General features: G+C 65.8%; 22 protein-coding genes and 1 pseudogene. 19 read left to right on the forward strand and 4 right to left on the reverse strand.

The features are described from left to right. Positions 1-11 precede the first annotated feature (11 nt). Positions 12-140: a hypothetical protein gene (locus tag AUL36_RS24855; RefSeq protein WP_280137983.1), complete on the forward strand. Its 129-nt coding sequence runs from the start codon at positions 12-14 to the stop codon at positions 138-140. Between the two features lie 96 nt (positions 141-236). Further along, the gene (gene leuC / locus AUL36_RS09775) at positions 237-1,652 is read left to right on the forward strand and encodes a 3-isopropylmalate dehydratase large subunit (RefSeq protein WP_062220095.1); all 1,416 of its coding nucleotides are present in this window, start codon (positions 237-239) and stop codon (positions 1,650-1,652) included. 87 nt (positions 1,653-1,739) lie between these two features. On the opposite strand, the gene AUL36_RS09780 is transcribed toward leuC, so the two are convergent. Continuing rightward, positions 1,740-2,921, reverse strand: a complete 1,182-nt coding sequence (locus tag AUL36_RS09780) for a GGDEF domain-containing protein (RefSeq protein ID WP_062220096.1) — start codon at positions 2,919-2,921, stop codon at positions 1,740-1,742. Positions 2,922-3,182: 261 nt separating this feature from the next. Between AUL36_RS09780 and AUL36_RS09785 the strand changes: the two genes are divergently transcribed. The 17 genes and pseudogenes from AUL36_RS09785 (at position 3,183) to AUL36_RS09865 (ending at position 19,426) form a co-directional block, all read left to right on the forward strand. Continuing rightward, positions 3,183-3,653: a GNAT family N-acetyltransferase gene (locus tag AUL36_RS09785; RefSeq protein ID WP_062220165.1), complete on the forward strand. Its 471-nt coding sequence runs from the start codon at positions 3,183-3,185 to the stop codon at positions 3,651-3,653. A gap of 201 nt (positions 3,654-3,854) precedes the next feature. Then, positions 3,855-4,244 (forward strand): succinate dehydrogenase, cytochrome b556 subunit, encoded by a 390-nt coding sequence (sdhC, locus tag AUL36_RS09790; RefSeq protein ID WP_062220167.1) that lies wholly within the window; start codon positions 3,855-3,857, stop codon positions 4,242-4,244. An 11-nt stretch (positions 4,245-4,255) separates the two neighbouring features. After that, the gene (sdhD, locus tag AUL36_RS09795) at positions 4,256-4,633 is read left to right on the forward strand and encodes a succinate dehydrogenase, hydrophobic membrane anchor protein (RefSeq protein ID WP_058599467.1); all 378 of its coding nucleotides are present in this window, start codon (positions 4,256-4,258) and stop codon (positions 4,631-4,633) included. A 1-nt stretch (position 4,634) separates the two neighbouring features. Further along, positions 4,635-6,473 (forward strand): succinate dehydrogenase flavoprotein subunit, encoded by a 1,839-nt coding sequence (gene sdhA, locus AUL36_RS09800; protein WP_058636681.1) that lies wholly within the window; start codon positions 4,635-4,637, stop codon positions 6,471-6,473. A 111-nt stretch (positions 6,474-6,584) separates the two neighbouring features. Next, positions 6,585-7,751, forward strand: a complete 1,167-nt coding sequence (locus AUL36_RS09805; protein ID WP_062220097.1) for an App1 family protein — start codon at positions 6,585-6,587, stop codon at positions 7,749-7,751. 153 nt (positions 7,752-7,904) lie between these two features. After that, a complete protein-coding gene (locus tag AUL36_RS09810) occupies positions 7,905-8,684 on the forward strand; it encodes a succinate dehydrogenase iron-sulfur subunit (RefSeq protein ID WP_058599470.1) in 780 nt (259 codons plus the stop codon). 91 nt (positions 8,685-8,775) lie between these two features. Next, positions 8,776-9,399 (forward strand): peptide-methionine (S)-S-oxide reductase MsrA, encoded by a 624-nt coding sequence (gene msrA / locus AUL36_RS09815; RefSeq protein WP_062220100.1) that lies wholly within the window; start codon positions 8,776-8,778, stop codon positions 9,397-9,399. A gap of 131 nt (positions 9,400-9,530) precedes the next feature. Continuing rightward, positions 9,531-10,034, forward strand: coding sequence for a DNA starvation/stationary phase protection protein Dps (gene dps, locus AUL36_RS09820; RefSeq protein WP_058599471.1), 504 nt, complete (start codon positions 9,531-9,533; stop codon positions 10,032-10,034). 141 nt (positions 10,035-10,175) lie between these two features. Further along, a pseudogene (locus AUL36_RS09825) lies at positions 10,176-10,639 on the forward strand (GFA family protein). 134 nt (positions 10,640-10,773) lie between these two features. Next, the gene (locus AUL36_RS09830) at positions 10,774-12,963 is read left to right on the forward strand and encodes a primosomal protein N' (RefSeq protein WP_192843813.1); all 2,190 of its coding nucleotides are present in this window, start codon (positions 10,774-10,776) and stop codon (positions 12,961-12,963) included. A gap of 37 nt (positions 12,964-13,000) precedes the next feature. Further along, on the forward strand, positions 13,001-13,498 hold the full coding sequence (locus tag AUL36_RS09835) for a hypothetical protein (protein ID WP_156418325.1): 498 nt from the start codon (positions 13,001-13,003) through the stop codon (positions 13,496-13,498). A gap of 116 nt (positions 13,499-13,614) precedes the next feature. Continuing rightward, entirely contained in the window at positions 13,615-14,013 is a 399-nt protein-coding gene (locus AUL36_RS09840; RefSeq protein ID WP_062220104.1) for an AGROH133_08824 family phage infection protein, read from the forward strand. A gap of 209 nt (positions 14,014-14,222) precedes the next feature. Then, positions 14,223-14,783 (forward strand): F0F1 ATP synthase subunit delta, encoded by a 561-nt coding sequence (locus tag AUL36_RS09845; RefSeq protein ID WP_058599475.1) that lies wholly within the window; start codon positions 14,223-14,225, stop codon positions 14,781-14,783. Continuing rightward, the gene (gene atpA, locus AUL36_RS09850; RefSeq protein ID WP_058599476.1) at positions 14,783-16,312 is read left to right on the forward strand and encodes a F0F1 ATP synthase subunit alpha; all 1,530 of its coding nucleotides are present in this window, start codon (positions 14,783-14,785) and stop codon (positions 16,310-16,312) included. The genes AUL36_RS09845 and atpA overlap by 1 nt, the downstream gene beginning before the upstream one ends. A 56-nt stretch (positions 16,313-16,368) precedes the next feature. Then, positions 16,369-17,256 carry a F0F1 ATP synthase subunit gamma gene (locus AUL36_RS09855; protein WP_058599477.1) on the forward strand — a complete coding sequence of 296 codons (888 nt, stop codon included), beginning with the start codon at positions 16,369-16,371 and terminating at the stop codon, positions 17,254-17,256. A 108-nt stretch (positions 17,257-17,364) separates the two neighbouring features. Next, a complete protein-coding gene (gene atpD, locus AUL36_RS09860; RefSeq protein WP_058636687.1) occupies positions 17,365-18,816 on the forward strand; it encodes a F0F1 ATP synthase subunit beta in 1,452 nt (483 codons plus the stop codon). Positions 18,817-19,024: 208 nt separating this feature from the next. Further along, a complete protein-coding gene (locus AUL36_RS09865) occupies positions 19,025-19,426 on the forward strand; it encodes a F0F1 ATP synthase subunit epsilon (RefSeq protein WP_062220105.1) in 402 nt (133 codons plus the stop codon). A 216-nt stretch (positions 19,427-19,642) separates the two neighbouring features. Here the strand turns inward: AUL36_RS09865 and AUL36_RS09870 are convergent, their stop codons facing one another. The 3 genes from AUL36_RS09870 to AUL36_RS09880 all read right to left on the reverse strand — a co-directional run bounded on the left by AUL36_RS09870 (position 19,643) and on the right by AUL36_RS09880 (position 21,985). After that, positions 19,643-20,161: a GNAT family N-acetyltransferase gene (locus tag AUL36_RS09870; RefSeq protein WP_062220107.1), complete on the reverse strand. Its 519-nt coding sequence runs from the start codon at positions 20,159-20,161 to the stop codon at positions 19,643-19,645. Then, positions 20,161-20,676, reverse strand: a complete 516-nt coding sequence (locus AUL36_RS09875; protein WP_062220109.1) for an RNA pyrophosphohydrolase — start codon at positions 20,674-20,676, stop codon at positions 20,161-20,163. The genes AUL36_RS09870 and AUL36_RS09875 overlap by 1 nt, the downstream gene beginning before the upstream one ends. A 136-nt stretch (positions 20,677-20,812) precedes the next feature. Next, the gene (locus AUL36_RS09880; protein WP_062220110.1) at positions 20,813-21,985 is read right to left on the reverse strand and encodes a divergent polysaccharide deacetylase family protein; all 1,173 of its coding nucleotides are present in this window, start codon (positions 21,983-21,985) and stop codon (positions 20,813-20,815) included. Positions 21,986-22,105 lie beyond the last annotated feature (120 nt).

Consider the following 22,105-nt stretch of genomic DNA (forward strand, 5'->3'; position numbering starts at 1 on the left):
ATTTTGGAACGATGCGAAAGAGCGCGAAGTCCGAGGGCCGGTTGCCGACCACGCTGGGGTTTTCCCCCGTGGAGGATCGCGCGCGGATGCCCGGCCGCTTTTTCTACCGGCAGATTTCGGCCGTTCTCCTGACGCGCTGACGCCGCGCGGCCTCGGGGCCGCCGCCTTTTTCCGTTCGATACTGTCAGGCGCGGTGGCCCTTGGGCCGACCGGCCGTTCTTGAAGACGATAAGCCCATGAGCCAGACTGTGAAACCCCGCACGCTCTACGACAAGATCTGGGACGATCACCTGATCTCGACCGACGAGAACGGCGGCAGCCTTCTCTATATCGACCGTCATCTCGTGCATGAGGTGACGAGCCCGCAGGCCTTCGAGGGCCTACGCGCGGCGGGGCGCAAGGTGCGCCATCCCTCCCGCACGCTGGCGGTGGTGGATCACAACGTGCCGACCTATGACCGGCGCGGCGGCATCCACAACGAGGAAAGCCGCATCCAGGTCGAGACGCTGGCCAAGAACGCGGCCGAGTTCGGCGTCGAGTATTTCAACGAGGTCGACAACCGGCAGGGCATCGTCCACATCATCGGACCGGAGCAGGGCTTCACGCTGCCCGGCATGACCATCGTCTGCGGCGACTCGCACACCTCCACGCACGGGGCCTTCGGCGCGCTGGCGCATGGTATCGGGACGTCCGAGGTCGAGCACGTGCTCGCCACGCAGACGCTGATCCAGCAGAAGGCCAAGAACATGCTCGTCCAGGTGGACGGGGCGCTGCCCGAGAGCGTGACGGCCAAGGACATCATCCTCGCCATTATCGGCCAGATCGGCACGGCGGGCGGCACGGGCTATGTCATCGAGTTCGCCGGGGAGGCGATCCGCGCGCTTTCGATGGAAGGGCGGATGACGATCTGCAACATGACGATCGAGGGCGGCGCGCGCGCCGGCCTGATCGCGCCCGATCAGACGACCTTCGACTATATCGAAGGCCGCCCGCGTGCGCCGCAGGGGGCGGCGTTCGAGCAGGCCCTGTCCTACTGGAGGACGCTGCACACGGACGAGGGCGCGCATTTCGACAAGGTGGTGCGCCTCGACGCTGCCAACCTCCCGCCCATCGTCTCCTGGGGCTCCTCGCCGGAAGACGTCGTGTCGATCGACGGCGTGGTGCCGAATCCGGACGAGATCGCCGACGAGGCCAAGCGCGACACCAAGCGCCGCGCGCTCGACTATATGGGCCTCCAGGCCGGCACGAAGATGACGGACATCACGATCGACCGCGTCTTCATCGGCTCCTGCACCAATGGGCGCATCGAGGATCTGCGCGCGGTGGCCAAGGTCGTGGAAGGGCGCAAGGTGGCCGATAGCGTGTCGGCCATGATCGTGCCGGGCTCAGGTCTCGTGAAGCTTCAGGCGGAGGCCGAGGGGCTGGACAGGATCCTCCGCGAGGCCGGGTTCGACTGGCGCGAGCCGGGCTGCTCCATGTGCCTTGGCATGAACGAGGACCGGTTGAAGCCGAACGAGCGCTGCGCCTCGACCTCGAACCGCAATTTCGAGGGCCGTCAGGGCTTCAAGGGCCGCACTCATCTCGTCTCGCCCGCCATGGCGGCGGCGGCGGCGGTGGCGGGCCGCTTCGTCGATATCCGCGAGTGGAAGTGATCTGACGTGTGAGCCCTTCCGGTCCGCCGGGTGGGCTCCTTTTTCGCCTGATATCGGAGAAGGGGGAGCGGTGGTTCTCCGCCCGGATCAAGGCGATGGATAAAGAGCCGGCTCCATAGGCATGCGGGCCGGCGCGATGCTGTCGGCCACGACGCGGTTTCGCCCGTGCGATTTGGCGACATAGAGCAACTTGTCGGCGCGGCCGGCCGTGTCCCATAGATGCTCGCCGGGGGCGAGTGCGACGACGCCGAAGCTGGCGGTGACCTGCACTTCGGAGAGCTCGAAGGGCCAGCGAACCTGCGACAGGGCACGCTGCATCCGGCTTGCCAGATCACGCGCTTCGGACAAGCTCAGACCGCGTTCGAACAAGGCGAACTCCTCGCCGCCGAAGCGGCAGACGCAGCCGTTCGGGCTGGCCATTTCACCCAGCAGGGCGGCAAAACCGCAGATCACGGCATCGCCCGCCTCATGACCGTGCCGGTCGTTGATCTGTTTGAAGAAATCGAGATCGGCCAGAATCAAGGCCGCAGGCACCTGTCCCGCCGGGCGGCGCAACTCGGCGACGCGCCGCTCGAAGCCGCGTCGGTTGAGAACCAGCGTCAGCGCATCCAGATCGGACGAGCGGCGGTGATGGTCGATGAGGTCCATCCCGATGGCGACCAGCACCGCGAAGGCCATGGCGACGCCAGTCGCGGCGCCGCTGAGCTGGAACACGAAGGCCCAAGGCGATTCGCGCCAGTTGGCCACCGACATGGGCGGATCGAGGGGTGAGGATAGGAAGACGAGGTTCTGCAGCGCCAGGCTTGCGGCGACGAGAAGGCAGAGCCAGAACAGAGCCTGATCGATGCCGCGCGCGGAGCGCGGTCCCATGTGGCTGGCAGCCGTGACCATGATCAGCGCGCAGCCGGTCTGGATGGCGAAGATTTCCAGCTTGGCATCGCCGGTCAGAACCAGCGCCAGACCTGCCGAGCCGAGGCTCGCTACGATGATGCCGGCCAGGAGTTCGAGGCGGGGCCGCCGTCCCATGCGCGCGGCGAGCGCCACATTGGCTCCGCTGAGCGAGAGAAGAAACAGGAGATCCTCGAACAGGGGCTTTGCGATGGCGCCGTCCGAGACGGGAATGACGGTCGATCCATAGGCCAGCGACGCCAAGGTGAAGCAGAGGCTCCACGCATAAAGGCCCGGACCCACCCGGCCGAGCACGGCGAAGCCGATCCCGAAGGCCAGAAAGGTGGCGGGAACCGCCCAGGCCAAGATGTCCGCCTGCATGTAACCTCTATGTCCTGACGCGAAGGGCGCGAAGCTTGATCGGCTCGACATGCGGTATCGGCCGCACCGGACTGGACTTCGGGGAATCGCCGGCCTTGCGCGGACTGTGAGGTGGCAGGGGTTAATGTGATCCTAACACAATCTCTCCCATTTAACTTCCGCGCGAGATTGCCCTGCCCCTGCACGCGAAGAGTGTTTCCGGCCCGCTCGCCCGTGCGAAAGCGCCTTGACCGGAGCCGCGTTCCGCCGCACATCGGGAGCATGAGCGCGAGCGAGCCCCTTCCTGATATCGAGATCGGCCTTCTCCGGCTGAAGGACGCGCGCGATCTGGCACCCCTGCTTTCGGCTTATAACCAGGCGATGTTCCGGGGCGCACCCGGCGCGCCCGATACGTTCTATGCCGAGCAATTGCTGCAGGATCGCACGGGCGAGATTCTCGGCGCGCGGGTGAACGGCGCTCTGGTCGGCTTTCTCGTCTTCTACGACCTGCCCGATCCCTGGACGGGAATGCGCGCCGGCATGGCCGATCATGTGTTCGTGGACCAGGCGCATCGGCGCAAGGGCATCGCCAAGGCCATGGTCGATCTTCTGGCCGAGGAGGCCGACGGGCGGGGCTGGTCCCGGCTCGTGCTCCACGCGCCGCGACATGGCGGGTCGGGCCGCCATCTCTACGAGAAGGTGGCCGAGCCCGCCGACTGGTCGAGCTACGTCATCCGCTTTCTGGACCGCTAGCGCGCAGCGGCCGCGCGTCGCAGACGCGGCGATATAATCGGTTTGGATCGTGCGCGGGCCTGAAACCTCGATTCTGCGGCTTGATTTCGCGCTGCGAAGGGGCTTTTAGAAATTCTCCAGATGCTGGGGACGGTCTTTGGCCGGCCGCGGCCGAACCGATTCACGACCGCAACCCATCAGCGACTGCTTCAGGAGCCGTTCTTGTCCAAGATCCAATCCCAACGGCCATTGTCGCCGCACCTGTCGGTGTATCGTTTCCGCCCGACCATGGCGATGTCGATCCTCCACCGTATTACCGGCGGCGCGCTCTATTTCGGCACCGTGCTCGTGGTCTGGTGGCTGATGGCGGCGGCGAGCGGTGAAGCCTCGTTCCACCATGCCTCGGGCTTCTTCGGCTCGATCTTCGGCCGTCTCATCCTGTTCGGCTACACCTGGGCGCTCCTGCACCATGCCGCCGGCGGCATCCGCCACCTGATCTGGGACACCGGCACCGGCCTCGGCCGCGAGGAGTCCACCCGTTTCGCCATCGCCACGCTGGTCGCCTCGCTCGTCGGGACGGTTCTCCTGTGGCTCGTCGTCGCCATCTTCTAAGGATCAGCGCCATGGATATGAGAACGCCCCTGAAGCGCGTGCGCGGCTCCGGCGCGACCGGCGAAGGCACCGGCCATTTCTGGCTTCAGCGCCTCACCGCCGTCGCCAACCTCTTTCTGATCGCCTTCTTCATCGTGCTGCTGATCTCGCTGCACGACGAGGGCTACGACACGGTGCGCGCGGCGCTCGCCAACCCGATCGTCGGCCTCGTGATGGCGCTTGTGGTGGTGGTGCCCTGCATCCATATGCGCCTTGGCATGCAGACGATCATCGAGGATTATTTCCACGGCGCGCTGAAGCTGCCGCTGATCATCCTCAACACCTTCTTCGCGTTCCTGGTCGGCGCCGCCGCCGTGTTCGCGATCATCAAGATGAGCTTCGGAGCCTGATATGGCCACAGCACAGCCGCATCGCACCGCCGCGCCGGGCCAGAACGGCAAGGCCTATGAGTTCGTCGATCACGTCTTCGACGTCGTGGTCGTGGGCGCCGGCGGCGCGGGCCTTCGCGCCACGCTGGGCGCCGCCCAGGCCGGCCTGAAGACCGCCTGTATCACCAAGGTCTTCCCGACCCGCTCGCACACCGTCGCAGCCCAAGGCGGTGTCGCCGCCTCGCTCGGCAATATGGGCGAGGACAACTGGCGCTGGCACATGTACGACACCGTCAAGGGGTCGGACTGGCTGGGCGATCAGGATGCCATCGAATATCTCGTGCGCAACGCGCCCGCCGCCGTCTACGAACTGGAGCATTTCGGCGTGCCCTTCTCGCGCACGCAGGACGGCAAGATTTATCAGCGCCCCTTCGGCGGCATGACCACCGATTTCGGCAACGGCCCGCCGGCTCAGCGCACCTGCGCCGCCGCCGACCGCACCGGCCACGCCATCCTGCACACGCTCTACGGCCAGTCGCTGCGCTACTCGTCGGAATTCTTCATCGAGTATTTCGCGATCGACCTGATCATGGACGAGGACGGCGCCTGCCGCGGCGTCGTCGCGCTCAACATGGATGACGGCTCGATCCACCGCTTCACCGCCAAGAAGACGATTCTGGCGACCGGTGGTTATGGCCGTGCCTATTTCTCGGCGACCTCGGCCCATACCTGCACGGGCGACGGCAACGCCATGGTGCTGCGCGCCGGCCTGCCCTTGCAGGACATGGAGTTCGTGCAATTCCACCCGACCGGCATCTACGGCGCGGGCTGCCTCATCACGGAAGGCGCGCGCGGCGAGGGCGGCTATCTGACGAACTCGGAAGGCGAGCGCTTCATGGAGCGCTATGCCCCCTCGGCCAAGGATCTGGCGTCACGTGACGTCGTGTCCCGTTCGATGACGATGGAAATCCGCGAAGGGCGCGGCGTCGGCAAGAACAAGGACCACATCTTCCTTCATCTCGACCATCTCGACCCGAAGATCCTGCACGAGCGCCTGCCGGGCATTTCGGAGTCGGCGCGCATCTTCGCGGGTGTGGACGTGACCAAGGAGCCGATCCCGGTTTTGCCGACCGTCCATTACAACATGGGCGGCATCCCGACGAACTATCACGGCGAAGTGCTGACCAAGAAGGACGGCAATGCCGACACCGTCGTGCCGGGCCTGATGGCCGTCGGCGAGGCAGCCTGCGTGTCCGTCCACGGCGCCAATCGCCTGGGCTCCAACTCGCTGATCGATCTCGTCGTGTTCGGCCGCGCGGCCGCGCTGCGCTGCGCCGAGACGGTGACGCCGGGCGAGGGCCATGCGCCGCTGCCCAAGGATGCCGGCGAGAACTCCCTCGCGCGCCTCGACCGCTTCCGCTACGCCCAGGGTTCGACCTCGACGGCCGAGCTTCGCGACAACATGCAGCGCACGATGCAGTCCAACTGCGCCGTGTTCCGCACGGGCGAGGTTCTGGAAGAGGGCCACGAGAAGATCCATCAGGTCTGGCAGTCGTCCGATGACGTGCGCGTCACCGACCGTTCGCTGATCTGGAACACGGACCTGATCGAGACGCTGGAATACGACAACCTGATCTCGCAGGCGGTCGTGACAATGGACTCGGCTCTCGCCCGCCAGGAATCGCGCGGCGCCCACGCCCGCGAGGACTTCCCCGATCGCGACGACGCCAACTGGATGAAGCACACGCTCTCCTTCTGCGATACGCAGAACAAGACGGTGCGCCTCGACGATCGTCCGGTGCACACCTACACCATGTCCAACCAGATCGAGTATATCGCGCCCAAGAAGCGCGTTTACTGATCGGCGGATCATCACCGCATCATCAAAGGCCGCCTTTCGGGGCGGCCTTTTTGCTAAGCCGGGCGGCACGCCACCTTTCCGATGCGGGGTGACTTCGCTATTTCGGCTGGAATGAGTGTCAGGGCGCTGCGCGCGATCGGTGAACATCTGCTGCGGCGAAGCCGGATCGTACGCTTTGCGGTGAAGCAGCGCCTGCGGCTGACCGACCAGCCGACACTCGTGGTCTATCCCGGTCATCTCACCGGCGGGCGTCTGACGCTGCTTGGGCGTGTCTTGGAAGACGAGGGCGTCTTCGGCGCGGCGCATTCGAACTCGACCTTCCGCAATCTCTATCTCACCTTCAAGCGCTACGAGACCGACGAGATTGGCGGCGCGCGCCTCCAGTGGGAGGGGCTCGGCCAATCGGGCGAAGTGGTGAGCCAGCGCGACGGTTATTTCCGCATTGAGGCGGAAGGGCTCACCATGCCCGAGGGCGACGCGCCCTGGGCGCGGATCCGCGTGACGCTGCAAAAGGCGCGCGGCTATGATTTCGCGCCGATGAGCGTGGAAGCGCGGGCGCGGGTTGTCTCGCCCAAGGCGCGCTTTGCCATCATCTCCGATATCGACGACACGATCATCCATACCGGTGCCTTCAAGATGCTGCGGCATTGGCGCATCGTCACGGCCAATTCGCCGGAAGCGCGTCTGCCCTTTCCCGGCGTGTCGCGCTTCTACCGCGCGCTTTGCGAGGGCGCGGCGGGAGCGGAGACCAATCCGGTCTTCTATGTTTCGTCCAGCCCCTGGAACCTCGCCGACATTTTCGAGCGCTTCATGGCGCTGCGCAGCATTCCGGTCGGGCCCATGCTCCTGCGCTCGCTTTCGTCCGACGCGCTCGGCTGGCTCCTGCGCCGCCACCATGGCCATAAGGACCGGATGATCGACGCGGTGATGGCGGCCAACCCGACGCTGCCCTTCATCCTGATCGGCGACAGCGGGCAGAAGGACGCCTCGGTCTATGCCAGCGCGGTGGAGCGCCATCCCGGCCGGGTTCTGGCGGTTCATATTCACGATGTCCTGCCCGCTGGCTCACCCATGGAAACCGTAAAGGCGGCGCTGCGGCGTATCGAGGCGGCGGGCGTTCCGACGACGCTGGGGCGCACGCTGGCCGACGCCGCGCGGCAGGCGGAAGGAGCGGGGCTGATCGCGCCCGGAACCGAGAACGCGGTTCTCGCCGAGATCGCGGCCGAGGAGGGCAAGCCCAGCCGTTTCGGCCGTTTTCCTCTGATCGTGCAGCCCTGATGGCAGGCTTTGGCCAGCCTCGAAAAGATTCCGAAAGCTGCGCGCGGCTACAATCGTTTAAAGCGGCGCTGCGTGCATCGGCCTTGTTGCACCGCCGCGCTATTCGTGTTTAGCCCCATTCTAAAGAACTGACGTCGCAGCGGAACACGCCCCATGGTGGAACTCAGCCTTCCCAAGAACTCCGTCGTCGGCAAGGGCAAGACCTGGCCGAAGCCGGCTGGCGCCTCGAATGTGCGCGAGTTCGGCATCTATCGCTGGTCGCCCGATGACGGCCAGAACCCGCGCGTCGACACGTTCTATGTCGATACCGACGATTGCGGCCCGATGGTTCTCGACGCGCTGCTCTGGATCAAGAACAATGTCGACTCGACCCTGACGCTGCGCCGCTCCTGCCGCGAAGGCATCTGCGGCTCCTGCGCCATGAATATCGACGGCTCCAACACGCTCGCCTGCACCAAGGGCATGGACGAAGTGTCGGGCGCGGTGAAGGTCTATCCGCTGCCGCACATGCCGGTCATCAAGGATCTGGTGCCCGATCTCACCGTGCCTTACGCGCAGCTCCGCTCGATCGAGCCCTGGCTCAAGACCGAGACGCCCGAGCCCGAGAAGGAATGGCGCCAGAGCCATGAGGACCGTGAGAAGCTCGACGGGCTCTACGAGTGCATTCTCTGCTTCTGCTGCCAGACCTCGTGCCCGAGCTACTGGTGGAACGGCGAGCGCTATCTCGGCCCCGCCGTGCTGCTCCAGGCCTATCGCTGGCTGATCGATAGTCGCGACGAGGCAACGGGCGACCGGCTGGACGAACTCGAAGACCCGTTCAAGCTCTATCGCTGCCACACGATCATGAATTGCACGCAGGCCTGCCCCAAGGGCCTGAACCCGGCCAAGGCCATTGCCGAAATCAAGAAGATGATGGTCGAGCGCCGCGTCTGACGCGTCTCGCGCGATCCATTTTCGCACCCGCCTTGCATCCGCCGTCTTGCACGCGCCGTATCTGGAGCGAACGAGACGGCGGAGCTTTTTCATGATGCGTTCGAACTTCGTGCGGCCGGGCGTGGTCGCCCTCGCCCTTCTGGCGAGCCTTGCGCCCGTGGCCGCGCAGGCCGAAGAGGCGATCTTTGCCGGCGGCTGCTTCTGGTCGATGGAAACCGATCTCGACCGGGTGGAGGGAGTCACCTCCACGACCTCGGGCTATATCGGCGGCACGCTGCCCAACCCGACCTATCAGGACGTCATCACCGAGCGCACCGGCCATTACGAGGCGGTAAAGGTGACCTACGACCCGGCCAAAATTTCCTATGAGAAGCTTCTTTCGGCCTATTTCCATTCGATCGACCCGACGGATGCGGGCGGCCAGTTCTGCGACCGTGGCCCGTCCTATCGCACCGCGATCTTCCCGCTCGATGACGCCCAGCGAAAGGCGGCCGAGGCGAGCGAGAGGCAGGTGGCGGCCGATCTGAAGCAGGACATCGCCACGAAGATTCTGCCGACGGCAACCTTCTATCCGGCCGAGGAGTACCATCAGGACTTCGCTCGCAAGAATCCCGGCCATTACAACGCCTATCGCATGGGCTGCGGGCGGGACCGGGCGGTGCGCGCCGTCTGGGGCGACAAGGCGCAGATGGGCCTGAAGCCGGCGCACGGTTGAGGCTGCGACATCTCGCGCGCGAAAAATCTATGCTGAGGTGGAACCGAAACGACGCTGCGCTCTTTTCCTGCACAAGACGCCGGCGCCATGACGCGCGCCGGCTTGCGTGTGAATGATCGCAGGAGCGTTCGATGTCCAAGGCGGGCAAGACCCCCATCCATCCCACCAAGAACTCGATGAACGAGAACCTGCGGGCCTCGATGATCGAGCTTCTGCAGAAGCACCTGGCCTCCTCGATCGACCTCAGCTACCAGGCCAAGCAGGCCCACTGGAACGTCAAGGGCTCCAACTTCATCGGCGTCCACCTCATGTTCGACCGCCTTCATGAAGAAGCGGAAGGCTATGTGGACACGATCGCCGAGCGTCTGACGGCGCTGGGTGGGCAGGCGCGCGGCACGGTTCATGCCTCGGCCGAAGCGACGCTGCTCGATCCTTATCCGCTCGACCTCGTCGACTCGATGGACCATCTCAAGCGTCTGGCCGACTCCTATGCTAAATGGGGCGGCGCGCTGCGCGAGGCCGTGGAAGAGGCCGACGAGGCAGGCGACGACCTCACCGCCGACCTTTTCACCGAAGTCGGCCGCGCGATCGACAAGTCGCTGTATTTCCTCGAAAGCCATTTCCAGCGCGCCTGAGAGAGCTTTCCTCTGGCCCATCGAGAAGGCGTCCGCGAGGGCGCCTTTTTCGCGTTTCGAGCATGGGTCGAGGCCATCGCGTCCTTGCTCGGGCGAACACGCCGCCGCACAATAGGCTCCCGACAGGAGGCCGTTTGAGAGATGAGACACCCGGACCTCCCGCTCGAAGGCGGCTGCCGCTGCGGCCGCATTCGTTTGCGCCTCTCGGCAGCACCGCTCGCCACCTTCGTCTGCCATTGCACGGGCTGCCAGCGGATGAGTTCCAGCGCCTATTCGCTGAGCGCCATGGTGCCGTCTGACGGATTCGAGATCCTCTCGGGTGAGCCGGTGCGCGGTGCCTGAAACAGGGTGGCATCCATCATGTCTTCTGCCCGGACTGCATGAGCTGGCTTTTCACGCGCTGGGAGGGGATGGACGGGCTCGTGAACATCCGCCCGACCATGCTCGACGAGACCACGTGGTTCGCGCCCTTCATCGAGACCTATACGAGCGAGAAACTGCCCTTCGCTGAGACCGGCGCGCATCGGAGTTTTCCGAAATTCCCCGACGAGGCGGAGTTTCCGATGCTGCTTCAGGCCTACGCCGAGGCCGTCTCGCACGGATGAAGGCTGGGGGCGGCCTTGCTCCGGCCGCGAAGCGTCGCCATCTGAGCCCCATGCCCCTGGTGCAGCGCTTGCCTCCATGACACCAGCCTGCCATTCCGGGGCCATCCGCCGTTCCGCAGCTGAGCCGATCCGCCTTGTCCCTTCTCGGAGACCTTTTCCCGGCCCGAACCGTTCCGGTGCTGGTGCCCATGCCCGCCGAGCGGCCCTATAGCTATGTCGTGCCGGATGGGATGGCCGTGCAGCCGGGCTCCATCGTGCAGGTGCCGCTGGGTCCGCGTCAGGTGGCTGGCGTCGTCTGGGACGGCGAAACGGACGCGGTGGACCCCAAGAAGCTGAAGGCGATCACCCACGCTTTCGACTGCCCGCCGTTGCCCGACGCCATGCGCCGCTTCATCGACTGGGTGGCCGAGTACACGCTCTCCCCGCCCGGCCTCGTCGCGCGCATGGTGTTGCGCGTGCCCGTCGCCTTCGATCCCGAGCCCTTCGTGGACGGGCTGCGACTCACCGACCAGCGCCCCGAACGCCTGACGCCCGCGCGCCAGAAGCTTCTGGAAACCGCAACGGCCGGGCTCGAATGGACGCGGCCGGGTCTCCTCCACGCAAGCGGCGTTTCGGCCTCCGTGCTGGACGGGCTGGTGAAGGCCGGGTCGTTCGAGACGGTGAAACTGCCGCCGCACCCGATCGTTTTTCCGCCCGACACGAGCTATGGCCGCGCGGACTTGAGCGACACACAGCGCGAGGCGGCCGACCGGCTGTGCGAAGCGGTGGGGGAGGGGGGCTTTTCCGTCTCGCTCCTGGAGGGCGTCACCGGATCAGGCAAGACCGAGGTCTATTTCGAAGCGGTCGCCAAGGCGCTGGAAGCGGGGCGGCAGGTCCTGATCCTGCTGCCCGAGATCGCGCTGACGCAGAGCTTCATCGACCGGTTTCACGCGCGCTTCGGCACCGAGCCGGCGCAGTGGCATTCCGACGTGCCGCCGCGCAACCGCGAGCGCGTCTGGCGGCAGGTGGCGGAAGGGCGCGTGCGGGTCGTGGCCGGCGCGCGCTCGGCGCTGTTCCTGCCTTTCCGGGATCTCGGCCTCATCATCGTCGACGAGGAGCACGACCCCGCCTACAAGCAGGAGGATCGCACCTTCTACCATGCGCGCGACATGGCGGTGGTGCGAGGGCATATCGGCGAGTGCGCCGTGATTCTGGCGTCCGCGACGCCCTCGCTCGAAACGCGCGTCAACGCCCGCTCCGGGCGCTATCGCCATGTGCCGCTCACCGGGCGCTTTCAGGCCGCCGCGCTGCCGAGCCTGCAACTGGTGGATCTGCGCCGCCACCCGCCCGCCAAGGGGCGCTTCATCTCGCCTGTTCTCCACACGGCGATCGAGGAAACGATCGCGCGCGGCGAGCAGGCGCTGCTCTTCCTCAACCGGCGCGGCTATGCGCCGCTGACGCTCTGCCGCGCTTGCGGCCATCGCTTCCAGTGCCGGCAATGCTCCTCCTGGCTGGTGGACCACCGCCTGCGCGGCGTGCTCCAGTGCCACCATTGCGGCCATTCCGAACGCCGGCCCGAGGCCTGCCCGAGCTGCGGCACGCTGGATCATCTCGTCGCCTGCGGGCCGGGGGTGGAGCGTGTGGCCGAGGAAATGCTCCACGCCTTTCCGGAAGCGCGCACCATCCTTCTCTCCTCCGACCTGCCGGGCGGCGCGCGGCGGTTGCGGCGCGAGCTGGACGCCGTGGCCGAGGGCGAGGCCGATATCGTGATCGGCACGCAACTCGTCGCCAAGGGGCACCACTTCCCCCTGATGACGCTGGTCGGCGCGGTGGATGCCGATCTCGGCCTCAACAATGGCGATCCGCGCGCGGCCGAGCGCACGTTCCAGCTTCTGCATCAGGTGACGGGCCGCGCCGGCCGCTCCGGCCTGCCGAGTCGGGGCCTGATCCAGACCTTCGCGCCCGAACATGCCGTCATGCAGGCGATCGCGGCCGGTGATCCGGAACGCTTCTACGAGCGCGAGACGGCCGAGCGCGAGCGCGCCGGCCTGCCCCCGTTCGGACGATTGGCGGCGATCATCGTCTCGGCCGATTCGCGGCGCGAGGCGGAGGAATATGGTCGCCTCTTGCGCAAGGCTGCGCCCGAGGACGGCGATCTCGAAGTGCTCGGCCCCGCCGAAGCGCCGCTCGGCCTCGTGCGCGGGCGCCATCGCTTTCGGCTCCTGATTCAAGGAGGGCGGCGTGCGCCAATCCAGAGCTTCGTCCGAGCCATGGTGGCGAGCGCTCCGCGCCCGCGCGGCTCGGTGCAGATCCAGATCGACATCGATCCGCAAAGCTTCCTATGAGAGCGCAGAGAGTTCGACGCGAAAGGGGAGGCGGATGATGCGGGCACGGAAGGGGCATGTGCGGCGCGCGGGCTGGACGATCGCGTTGGGCTGGGCCTGTCTCGGCCCCGTGCAGGCCGCCGGGCTCGATACCCCGCCTTCCGATACAATCCTTTGGCCTCAGCCGCCCGCGCGCTGCCTCTTCTTCACGCCGGACGAGCAGACCGCCTTCCGGGCGGACGATCCCGCCACCTGGCGCTTTCGTCTCATGACCATGGCAGCGGCCAAGCCCGGCGAATCAGCCGAGCCGACCGAGCGCGGCTATGTCATGAAGGACGGCTTGCTCCGTGAACTGGAAAAGCTGCGCAGCGGGCCGGATGGCGAGGGCGCGACTGTCACGGTCTGGCGCTCAGTCGGCGAGCCCCGCCTCAACATCACCATGACCCTGCGGCCCGCCGGCTCCGAAAAGGGCCGCAACCGTTTCACCGGCACGCTGGCGACCACGCGCGGCGAGGGGCGCGAGACGATCGACATCATCGGCTCCTGCGCCCCGTAACAGCGGCAGACGCGAGGCAGGGGAAGCCATAGGGCACCTTGACCTTTCGGACCGTCTCGCCTCCTTGCGTTAGACAACGCTCCTCCCATTGATCACCTTTTCGCGAGCCTTTGCCCATGTCCCTCGAGCTTCCGACCACCCTGCCGGACCTTCTGCCCTTTATCGCGGCCTGCGTTTCCGTGCTTTATGGGCTCTTCGCCATGTTCGCGCCCCGCCTCTTTCTGCGTGCGCATGGGCTGGAAACCAGCGAGGCGAGGCGCACGGGGCTGGCCGAGGTGCGGGGCACGATTGCCGGCTTTCCGCTGGGCCTGGGCGTGGCGCTCCTGACGCTCGGCTCCTACCAGACGTTGATCCAGATGGCTCTGGGCGCGGCCTGGCTCTTCGTCGCCTTCGGGCGGCTCGTGTCGATTCTCTCGGATCAGGGCGCGACGCTCCTGAACTGGACGCTGTTCCTGTTCAACCTCGCGCTGGCCTTCCTGTGTCTGGCGCCCGCGCTCGGCCTCGTCTCGGCCTGAGCACCCGGAGGCAAGCCGCTTAACAACATCAGAAAATGGGCGCGAAAGCTCCATTGTCGTCCCCGGATCGCTGTGTTAGACGACCTTCATTCCGGCGCGGCGGGGTCTTTGTTCCCATCCGTCGCCATTTTTTTGACCCGTTTCCAGGTGTCGCGCTCGGCTCTTCCCGCGAGGCGCCTCGAACCAGACGTGAAGAGAAGCGCTCGTCCGTGGCCACATCATCCTCCCCGGTTTCCGGGGTCGCAGAACGCTACGCCCAGTCCCTCTTCGAGCTCGCGCGCGACGAGGGTTCGCTCGAGACGACCGAACAGGAACTGGTTCAGTTCCAGTCCTTGATCGATGAGAATGCGGACTTCCGCCGTCTGGTCGAAAGCCCGGCTTTCACTTCGGACGAGCAGCTGCGCGCGATCGGCGCGATCGTCGCCGCTGTCGGACCCAGCGTACTGGTTGGAAATTTCCTGAAGGTTGTGGCGAGCAATCGTCGCCTCTTCGCTCTCCCGTCCATCGTCCGGGGCTTCCGGCAGATGGCCGCCGCCCATCGCGGCGAGGTCGAGGCCGAAGTGGTCAGCGCCCACGCCCTGAACGACGAGCAGCGCCGCGAACTGGCGAGCGCGCTCGGTGCCTATACCCAAAAGACGGTGACGATGCGCGAGAGCGTCGATCCCGCGTTGCTTGGCGGCCTTGTGGTCCGCATCGGTTCGCGTCAGATCGACACCTCGCTTCGCACCAAACTCTCATCCCTTAAGCTTGCGCTGAAAGAGGTCGGCTGATGGACATCCGGGCCGCGGAAATTTCCGCAATCCTCAAGAACCAGATCAAGAACTTCGGCAGTGAGGCGGAAGTCTCCGAGGTCGGTACGGTTCTGTCCGTCGGTGACGGTATCGCTCGCGTCTACGGCCTCGACAAGTGCCAGGCCGGCGAGATGGTCGAGTTCCCCGGCGGCGTGCGTGGCATGGCGCTGAACCTCGAGTCCGACAATGTCGGCGTCGTGATCTTCGGCTCCGACCGCGACATCAAGGAAGGCGACACCGTTCGCCGCACCGGCGCGATCGTGGACGTTCCCGTCGGTAAGGGCCTGCTCGGCCGCGTCGTGGATGGTCTCGGCAATCCGATCGACGGCAAGGGTCCGATCGATGGCTTCGAGCGTCGTCGCGTCGACGTGAAGGCCCCCGGCATCATCCCGCGCAAGTCGGTGCACGAGCCCATGTCGACCGGCCTCAAGGCCATCGACGCGCTGATCCCGATCGGCCGTGGCCAGCGCGAGCTCGTCATCGGCGATCGTCAGACCGGCAAGACCGCCATTCTGCTCGACACGTTCCTGAATCAGAAGCCGGCGCATGACGCGGGCAACGAGAAGGATCGTCTCTACTGCATCTACGTCGCGATCGGCCAGAAGCGCTCGACCGTGGCGCAGTTCGTCCGCACGCTCGAAGAGCGCGGCGCTATGCAGTATTCGATCGTCGTCGCCGCGACCGCTTCGGACCCGGCTCCGATGCAGTATATCGCGCCCTTCGCGGGCTGCGCCATGGGCGAATATTTCCGCGACAACGGCATGCATGCCGTGATCGCCTATGACGATCTGTCCAAGCAGGCCGTGTCCTACCGCCAGATGTCGCTGCTTCTGCGCCGTCCGCCGGGCCGTGAAGCCTATCCGGGCGACGTTTTCTACCTGCACTCGCGCCTTCTGGAGCGCGCGGCCAAGCTGAACGACGACATGGGCGCGGGTTCCTTGACCGCTCTCCCGGTCATCGAGACGCAGGCCAACGACGTCTCGGCCTATATCCCGACCAACGTGATCTCGATCACCGACGGCCAGATCTTCCTCGAGACCAACCTGTTCTACCAGGGCATTCGCCCGGCGGTGAACGTCGGTCTGTCCGTGTCGCGCGTCGGCTCCGCCGCGCAGATCAAGGCGATGAAGCAGGTGGCCGGCTCGATCAAGGGCGAGCTCGCCCAGTATCGCGAAATGGCGGCCTTTGCGCAGTTCGGCTCCGATCTCGACGCCGCGACGCAGCGCCTCCTGAACCGTGGCGCGCGCCTGACCGAACTCCTGAAGCAACCGCAATTCTCGCCGCTGAAGACGGAAGAGCAGGTCGCGGTGATCTTCGCCGGCACGCAGGGCTTCCTCGACAAGCTCAAGGTGACGGATGTCGGTCGCTTCGAAGAGGGCCTCCTCTCGATGCTGCGCACCGAACACAAGTCGATCCTCGACACGATCGCGACCGAGAAGCAGCTGTCCGACGACACGCGCGGCAAGCTCAAGGCCGCTCTGGAACAGTACGCGAAGTCCTTCGCCTGAGGCGAGGGATTCTCGCCTGAGATCGGCCAAAGCCGGATAGGAGACGCACCAGACCCATGGCTTCGCTCAAGGATCTGAGAAACCGCATCGCCTCGGTGAAGGCGACGCAGAAGATCACCAAGGCCATGCAGATGGTCGCGGCGGCCAAGCTCCGCCGCGCCCAGGATGCGGCCGAGGCGGCGCGTCCCTATTCCGAGCGGATCGCGTCGGTGATGCGCAACATCGCGGGCGCGATGGAAGGCGGCGAGAACGTCTCGCCGCTGATGGCCGGCACCGGCAAGGACGACACGCATCTGCTCGTCGTCTTCACGAGCGATCGCGGCCTGTGCGGCGGCTTCAACGCCCAGATCGTGCGTCTGGTGCGTGAGCATGTTCGCCGTCTCGAGGCGGCCGGCAAGGTGGTGAAGATCATCTCCGTCGGCAAGAAGGGCACGGACATCATGCGCCGTGACTTCGGCTCGAAGATCGTGGCGCGTCTCGACCATAGCGGCCATCGCACGGCGAATTTCGCCGAGGCCGAGGCCGTGGCCGACATGGTCTCGGACATGTTCGCCAAGGGCGAGTTCGACGTCGCGACGATCTTCTTCTCGGCCTTCGAGAACGTCATCACGCAGCGCCCGACCGCCCAGCGCATCATTCCCGCCGATGTCGAGACGGCCGAGGATGCGGCCCCGGCTGCCAAGGGCGGCGCGCTCTATGAGTACGAGCCGGAGCCCGAGGCGATCCTCGCCGATCTCATTCCGCGCAACATCAAGGTTCAGATCTTCCGCGCTCTTCTGGAGAACGCGGCATCCGAACAGGGGGCGCGCATGAGCGCGATGGACAACGCCACGCGCAATGCCGGCGACATGATCAACAAGCTTTCGATCTCGTACAACCGTCAGCGTCAGGCGCAGATCACGACGGAACTCATCGAGATCATCGCGGGCGCCGAAGCGCTTTAATCGATTTCGGTCGGTTCCGCTGGCGGAGCCGACCAATCTCATCAGACGACGGACGCGGGAGGCGAAGACGCCGGACGCGCCGACACCCAAATTCGAGAGGAGGCCGTGATGGCTGACACATTGGATCGGAACGGCTCGATGGGCCGGGTTGCCCAGGTCATCGGCGCCGTCGTCGACGTCGAGTTCGACGGCAATCTGCCGGAAATCCTGAACGCGCTCGAGACGGACAATAACGGCAACCGCCTCGTCCTCGAAGTCGCGCAGCATCTGGGCGAGAACACCGTCCGCACCATCGCTATGGACCTGACCGAAGGTCTGGTGCGCGGCCAGCCTGTGACCGACACCGGCGGCCCGATCCAGGTTCCGGTCGGCGACGGCACGCTCGGCCGCATCATGAACGTCATCGGCGAGCCGATCGACGAAGTCGGCCCGATCGAATACACGCAGAAGCGCGGCATTCACCAGCCGGCTCCTCCCTATGTCGAACAGAATCCCGAGTCGCAGATCCTCGTGACGGGCATCAAGGTCATCGACCTTCTCGCCCCCTACGCTCGCGGTGGTAAGATCGGCCTGTTCGGCGGCGCCGGCGTCGGCAAGACGGTTCTCATTCAGGAACTGATCAACAACGTCGCGAAGGCGCACGGCGGTTACTCCGTGTTCGCCGGCGTCGGCGAGCGCACCCGCGAGGGCAACGATCTCTATCACGAGATGATCGAGTCCGGCGTGAACAAGGACCCGCATGAGAATGGCGGCTCCACCGCCGGCTCCAAGGCGGCCCTCGTTTACGGCCAGATGAACGAGCCTCCTGGCGCGCGCGCCCGCGTCGCACTGACGGGCCTCACCATTGCGGAAAACTTCCGCGACCAGGGCCAGGACGTGCTGTTCTTCGTCGACAACATCTTCCGCTTCACCCAGGCGGGTTCGGAAGTGTCGGCGCTTCTCGGCCGTATTCCTTCGGCGGTGGGCTATCAGCCGACGCTGGCGACCGACATGGGCGCCATGCAGGAGCGCATTACCACGACCACCAAGGGTTCGATCACCTCGGTGCAGGCCATCTACGTGCCCGCCGACGACTTGACCGACCCGGCGCCGGCCACCTCCTTCGCCCACTTGGACGCGACGACGGTTCTCAACCGCGCCATTTCCGAAAAGGGCATCTACCCGGCGGTGGACCCGCTGGACTCGACGTCGCGTATGCTTTCGCCGATGATCATCGGTGAGGTGCATTACGACACGGCTCGCAAGGTCCAGCAGATCCTGCAGAAGTACAAGTCGCTGCAGGACATCATCGCCATTCTCGGCATGGACGAGCTGTCCGAAGAGGACAAGCTGACGGTGGCGCGCGCCCGCAAGATCGAGCGCTTCCTGTCGCAGCCCTTCTTCGTCGCTGAGGTGTTCACCGGCTCGCCCGGCCAGCTCGTTCCGCTGGAAGACACGATCCGCTCGTTCAAGGGTCTCGTGGAAGGCGAATACGACCACCTGCCGGAAGCCGCCTTCTACATGGTCGGCTCCATCGATCAGGCGATCGAGAAGGCCCAGAAGCTCGCCGCTCAGGCCTGAGCCCAGATCGGCTCTGGCTGCATATGATGCCAAGGCACGGCGGATTTGGGTCCGCCGCTGCCAATCGAAGCAAAGCCGTTTCAACGGCATGGCTTTGAGCTTCGCGTCCATGTGATGGCGCGAACCCTTTATCGGATAGACGGCGCCTTCGTTCGGGTCGGCGCCACCCAGTTGCCCCCTCTGCGGGAGCGTGGAAGGCAGGACCATCGTGGCTAGCGGTTTCAAGTTCGAACTGGTGTCCCCCGAGCGTCTGCTCCTGTCGGAGCAGGTCACATCGGTTCGCGCCCCCGGCGTCGAAGGCTATTTCACCTTCATGGCCGGCCACGCGCCGCTGATGACGACGCTGAAGCCTGGCATGGTGGACGCGCAGCTGGCCTCGGGCGGCACCAAGCGCATCTACGTGCAGGGTGGCTTCGCCGACATCGGCCCGGACAGCTTCACGCTTCTGGCCGAGCACGCGACCCCGGCCGAGGAGATGAAGTCGGGCGAGTTCGATCGTCAGATCACCGAACTCGAGACGACGCTCTCGACCGTTGCGGACAATGACGATGCCCGCGCGCGCACGGAGCAGCGTCTGGCTGACCTGCGCAACGCGCGCGTCGAGTTCTGAGAAGCTCACTGTCGGACTCCTGAAAAAGCCCAGCCTTTCGGCTGGGCTTTTGTCGTTCAGGACCCCAACATAATCTTTGCGGTGTCTGGTGCCGGTCTGTGCTGGAAGCCTCGTCTCAAGCGTGAGGAAGCGGGCGTCAAACGCGGGAATCGCCAGCGCTTGCGTCGACTGTCGCGCGGAACGGCGCTGGCGCGTTGCCAACGCCGCCCGTGAATCTCAGATAATGTCTTCGCCGCCAAAGGCGCTCGGATACCGCAGGATGCCGCTCCAGCCATCGAGGGCCTGAGGCACGAGTTCGAGAGCTTGGAAGTGCGGTCCAGCCCAAGGCACGGCCGCGCCCCGCGCCAGCCGCGCTTCGAAGCCGAGGCGGCCGTAGAAGGCGGGATCGCCGAGCACGAAGACGGAGCGCCAGCCCGCTTCCCGAGCGCGGTCGAGCCCATAGCGAATCAGATGGCTGCCAATGCCCGAACCCTGCTGATCGGGCACCACCGCCACGGGGCCGAGGGCCAGCGCGCGATCCGCGCCGCGCAGCGCCGAAAACAGCGCATGGGCGACGAGATAATCTCCCTTGGCGGCGACGACGGAGAGAATCTCGTGCCCGTCATTGATGATGGCCTGAGGCAGACGCGCTTCCTCGTCGCGTCCGAAGGCGCTAGCATGGATCGTTTCGATCGCGGCCAATTCCCCATCCTGCATGTCGCGGTAAACGACGGGACCCTGCGAGGAGAAAGCCATCACTCGGCGCTTTCGAGGTGTCGGAACTCGGCGATCATGGCCTCATAGACCCCGCGCTTGAACGGCACGACGAGCTCCAGCGCCTCGTCCATCGTCTTCCAACCCCACTCATCGAACTCGGCGGTGTGACCACCGGGGGGCGGGTTGATCTGCACTTCGCTGTCCTCGCCGAGAAAGCGGAAGGCGAACCACATTTGCTTCTGGCCCCGGAACTTGCCCTTCAGCGCGATGCCGACGAGTTCGGGTGGCAATTCGTAGGTCAGCCAGTCCGAAGTCTGCGCCAGGAGCGACACGGAGCGAATGCCGGTTTCCTCGAACAGTTCGCGCTCGGCGGCAAGGCGCGGGTTCTCGTCCTCATCGATTCCGCCCTGCGGCATCTGCCAGAGCTTCGACGCCCCGTCCATCTCGCCTTGGGGTTCCGCGATGCGCCGGCCCAGGAAGATCTTGTTCTCCCGGTTCAGCACCATGACGCCCACACAGGGGCGATAGGGAAGAGTTTCGGGATCGACGGTCACGCAGCACCTCTCGAATCAGACGGGTGCGCCAAGCTACCGCAATGCGGTAGGAATCGGGAGATGGTTAATGGTTTCTGAAGGCGGTCCGGCCTGTTTCCCACCGACCATCCGGCCATCGGCGAAGCGCCGGCGGCCGTCAGCCTCGCGTCTCGGGGTCATAGGCGAGCGCTGAGATAGGTACGATCTCAATCCCGCGCGCCTCGGCCTCCTTGGCCCAACGCGCGATGGAGGCGATCGTCGTGTCAAACGCGCTGGCCACGCCGATCGCCGTGCCCTTGGCGCGCGCGATTCGCTCCAGCGTGTCGAGCTGGCGCGCGATAGCATCGGACGTGCGGTCCTCGTCCAGCACCAGATCGGACGAGGCGAAGGGCGTGCTGCCAGCGACCGCAACATCGCGGCTGACCGATCGCGGCGACGTGCCGTCATCGAGATAGAGAAGCCCGCGCCGCGACAGCTCTCCGAGGAAGGGCTCCAGCGCACGCGGGTCGGAATTGAAGCGCGCGCCCATGAAGTTCATGACGCCCACGTAATTGGTGAGGCGACCCATAGCCCAGTGCAGCGCGTCGAAATTTCCGCTCTCGGCGCTCGCCACCGTCTGCGTGTGTTCGCCCGGCGAGACCTGCGGATAGCCGAAGGGCTCCATCGGCGCTTGCAGAAGAAGCTCGTGCCCGTTGCGGCGTGCCGCCTGCATCCAGCGATCGAGGCTGTTGCCCGCCGCCGCGAAGGCGAGGGTGACGCCGGGCGGCAGGTTCTGGACCGCCTTCTGCGTACCCGTCTGGCTGATGCCGAGGCCGCCCACGACGATGGCTACCCGCGTGCCGCCTGCTCGTGCGGGTGCGCCGGCATAGACGTCGAGCGGGCGGCGCCCGTCACCGGCCCGCACGGGCAGGCGACCGAAGGCGCTGCCTTCGAGCAGGGCGTCTTCGGGCAGATGGGCGAAGGACGGCGACTGGCGCAGCGATCCCGGTTCGAGAACGCGCACCGAGCCGGTCTGGACACTATCCAGCCCCTCGCTCTGGCGGATGACGCCGTCGCCGTCGGCGATCGTCACGCCGCCGCCTTCGCTGGGACGAACGATCGTCGGACCCTTGGGGGCAGCGGGCGCTTCCACTTTCGCGACGATCGCTACGGGGGCCGGCGCGAGGGGCGGAGCGAAATCGGGTTGGAGAAGCACGCTGGCGAGGGAGCCGCCGAGGAGCGCCGCGCCGGACAGGCCCAAAAGCACACGCGAACGGATACGCCGCGCCTTCGACGCATCCTTGGTCACCGTCCGGTCCAGCCCCAAAGGGCGATACAGCTCTTCGCGCATAAGCTCTTCTAGGATCTCAGGCTGGATTGGAGCTTTCAGGCGCTCGGGTATCGTGGCGGGCCGCGTGCGTTCCCAAGATCGATACCAATGAAAAAGGCCCCGGCGCGGACGCCGAGGCCT

This window comes from Aureimonas sp. D3 (assembly GCF_001463805.1).
GTDB classification, from domain to species: Bacteria; Pseudomonadota; Alphaproteobacteria; order Rhizobiales; family Rhizobiaceae; genus Aureimonas; species Aureimonas ureilytica_A.

Excerpts from the sequence above, each read along its gene's own strand:
- AUL36_RS09805 (WP_062220097.1), top strand. The coding sequence starts at position 6,585 with ATGAGTGTCAGGGCGCTGCGCGCGATCGGTGAACATCTGCTGCGGCGA.
- atpA (WP_058599476.1), top strand. The coding sequence starts at position 14,783 with ATGGACATCCGGGCCGCGGAAATTTCCGCAATCCTCAAGAACCAGATC.
- AUL36_RS09870 (WP_062220107.1), bottom strand. The coding sequence starts at position 20,161 with ATGGCTTTCTCCTCGCAGGGTCCCGTCGTTTACCGCGACATGCAGGAT.
- AUL36_RS09835 (WP_156418325.1), top strand. The coding sequence starts at position 13,001 with ATGCGGGCACGGAAGGGGCATGTGCGGCGCGCGGGCTGGACGATCGCG.
- msrA (WP_062220100.1), top strand. The coding sequence starts at position 8,776 with ATGATGCGTTCGAACTTCGTGCGGCCGGGCGTGGTCGCCCTCGCCCTT.
- sdhD (WP_058599467.1), top strand. The coding sequence starts at position 4,256 with ATGGATATGAGAACGCCCCTGAAGCGCGTGCGCGGCTCCGGCGCGACC.
- AUL36_RS09840 (WP_062220104.1), top strand. The coding sequence starts at position 13,615 with ATGTCCCTCGAGCTTCCGACCACCCTGCCGGACCTTCTGCCCTTTATC.
- dps (WP_058599471.1), top strand. The coding sequence starts at position 9,531 with ATGTCCAAGGCGGGCAAGACCCCCATCCATCCCACCAAGAACTCGATG.
- AUL36_RS09855 (WP_058599477.1), top strand. The coding sequence starts at position 16,369 with ATGGCTTCGCTCAAGGATCTGAGAAACCGCATCGCCTCGGTGAAGGCG.
- sdhA (WP_058636681.1), top strand. The coding sequence starts at position 4,635 with ATGGCCACAGCACAGCCGCATCGCACCGCCGCGCCGGGCCAGAACGGC.
- AUL36_RS09780 (WP_062220096.1), bottom strand. The coding sequence starts at position 2,921 with ATGCAGGCGGACATCTTGGCCTGGGCGGTTCCCGCCACCTTTCTGGCC.
- AUL36_RS09810 (WP_058599470.1), top strand. The coding sequence starts at position 7,905 with ATGGTGGAACTCAGCCTTCCCAAGAACTCCGTCGTCGGCAAGGGCAAG.
- atpD (WP_058636687.1), top strand. The coding sequence starts at position 17,365 with ATGGCTGACACATTGGATCGGAACGGCTCGATGGGCCGGGTTGCCCAG.
- AUL36_RS24855 (WP_280137983.1), top strand. The coding sequence starts at position 12 with ATGCGAAAGAGCGCGAAGTCCGAGGGCCGGTTGCCGACCACGCTGGGG.
- leuC (WP_062220095.1), top strand. The coding sequence starts at position 237 with ATGAGCCAGACTGTGAAACCCCGCACGCTCTACGACAAGATCTGGGAC.
- AUL36_RS09785 (WP_062220165.1), top strand. The coding sequence starts at position 3,183 with ATGAGCGCGAGCGAGCCCCTTCCTGATATCGAGATCGGCCTTCTCCGG.
- AUL36_RS09880 (WP_062220110.1), bottom strand. The coding sequence starts at position 21,985 with ATGCGCGAAGAGCTGTATCGCCCTTTGGGGCTGGACCGGACGGTGACC.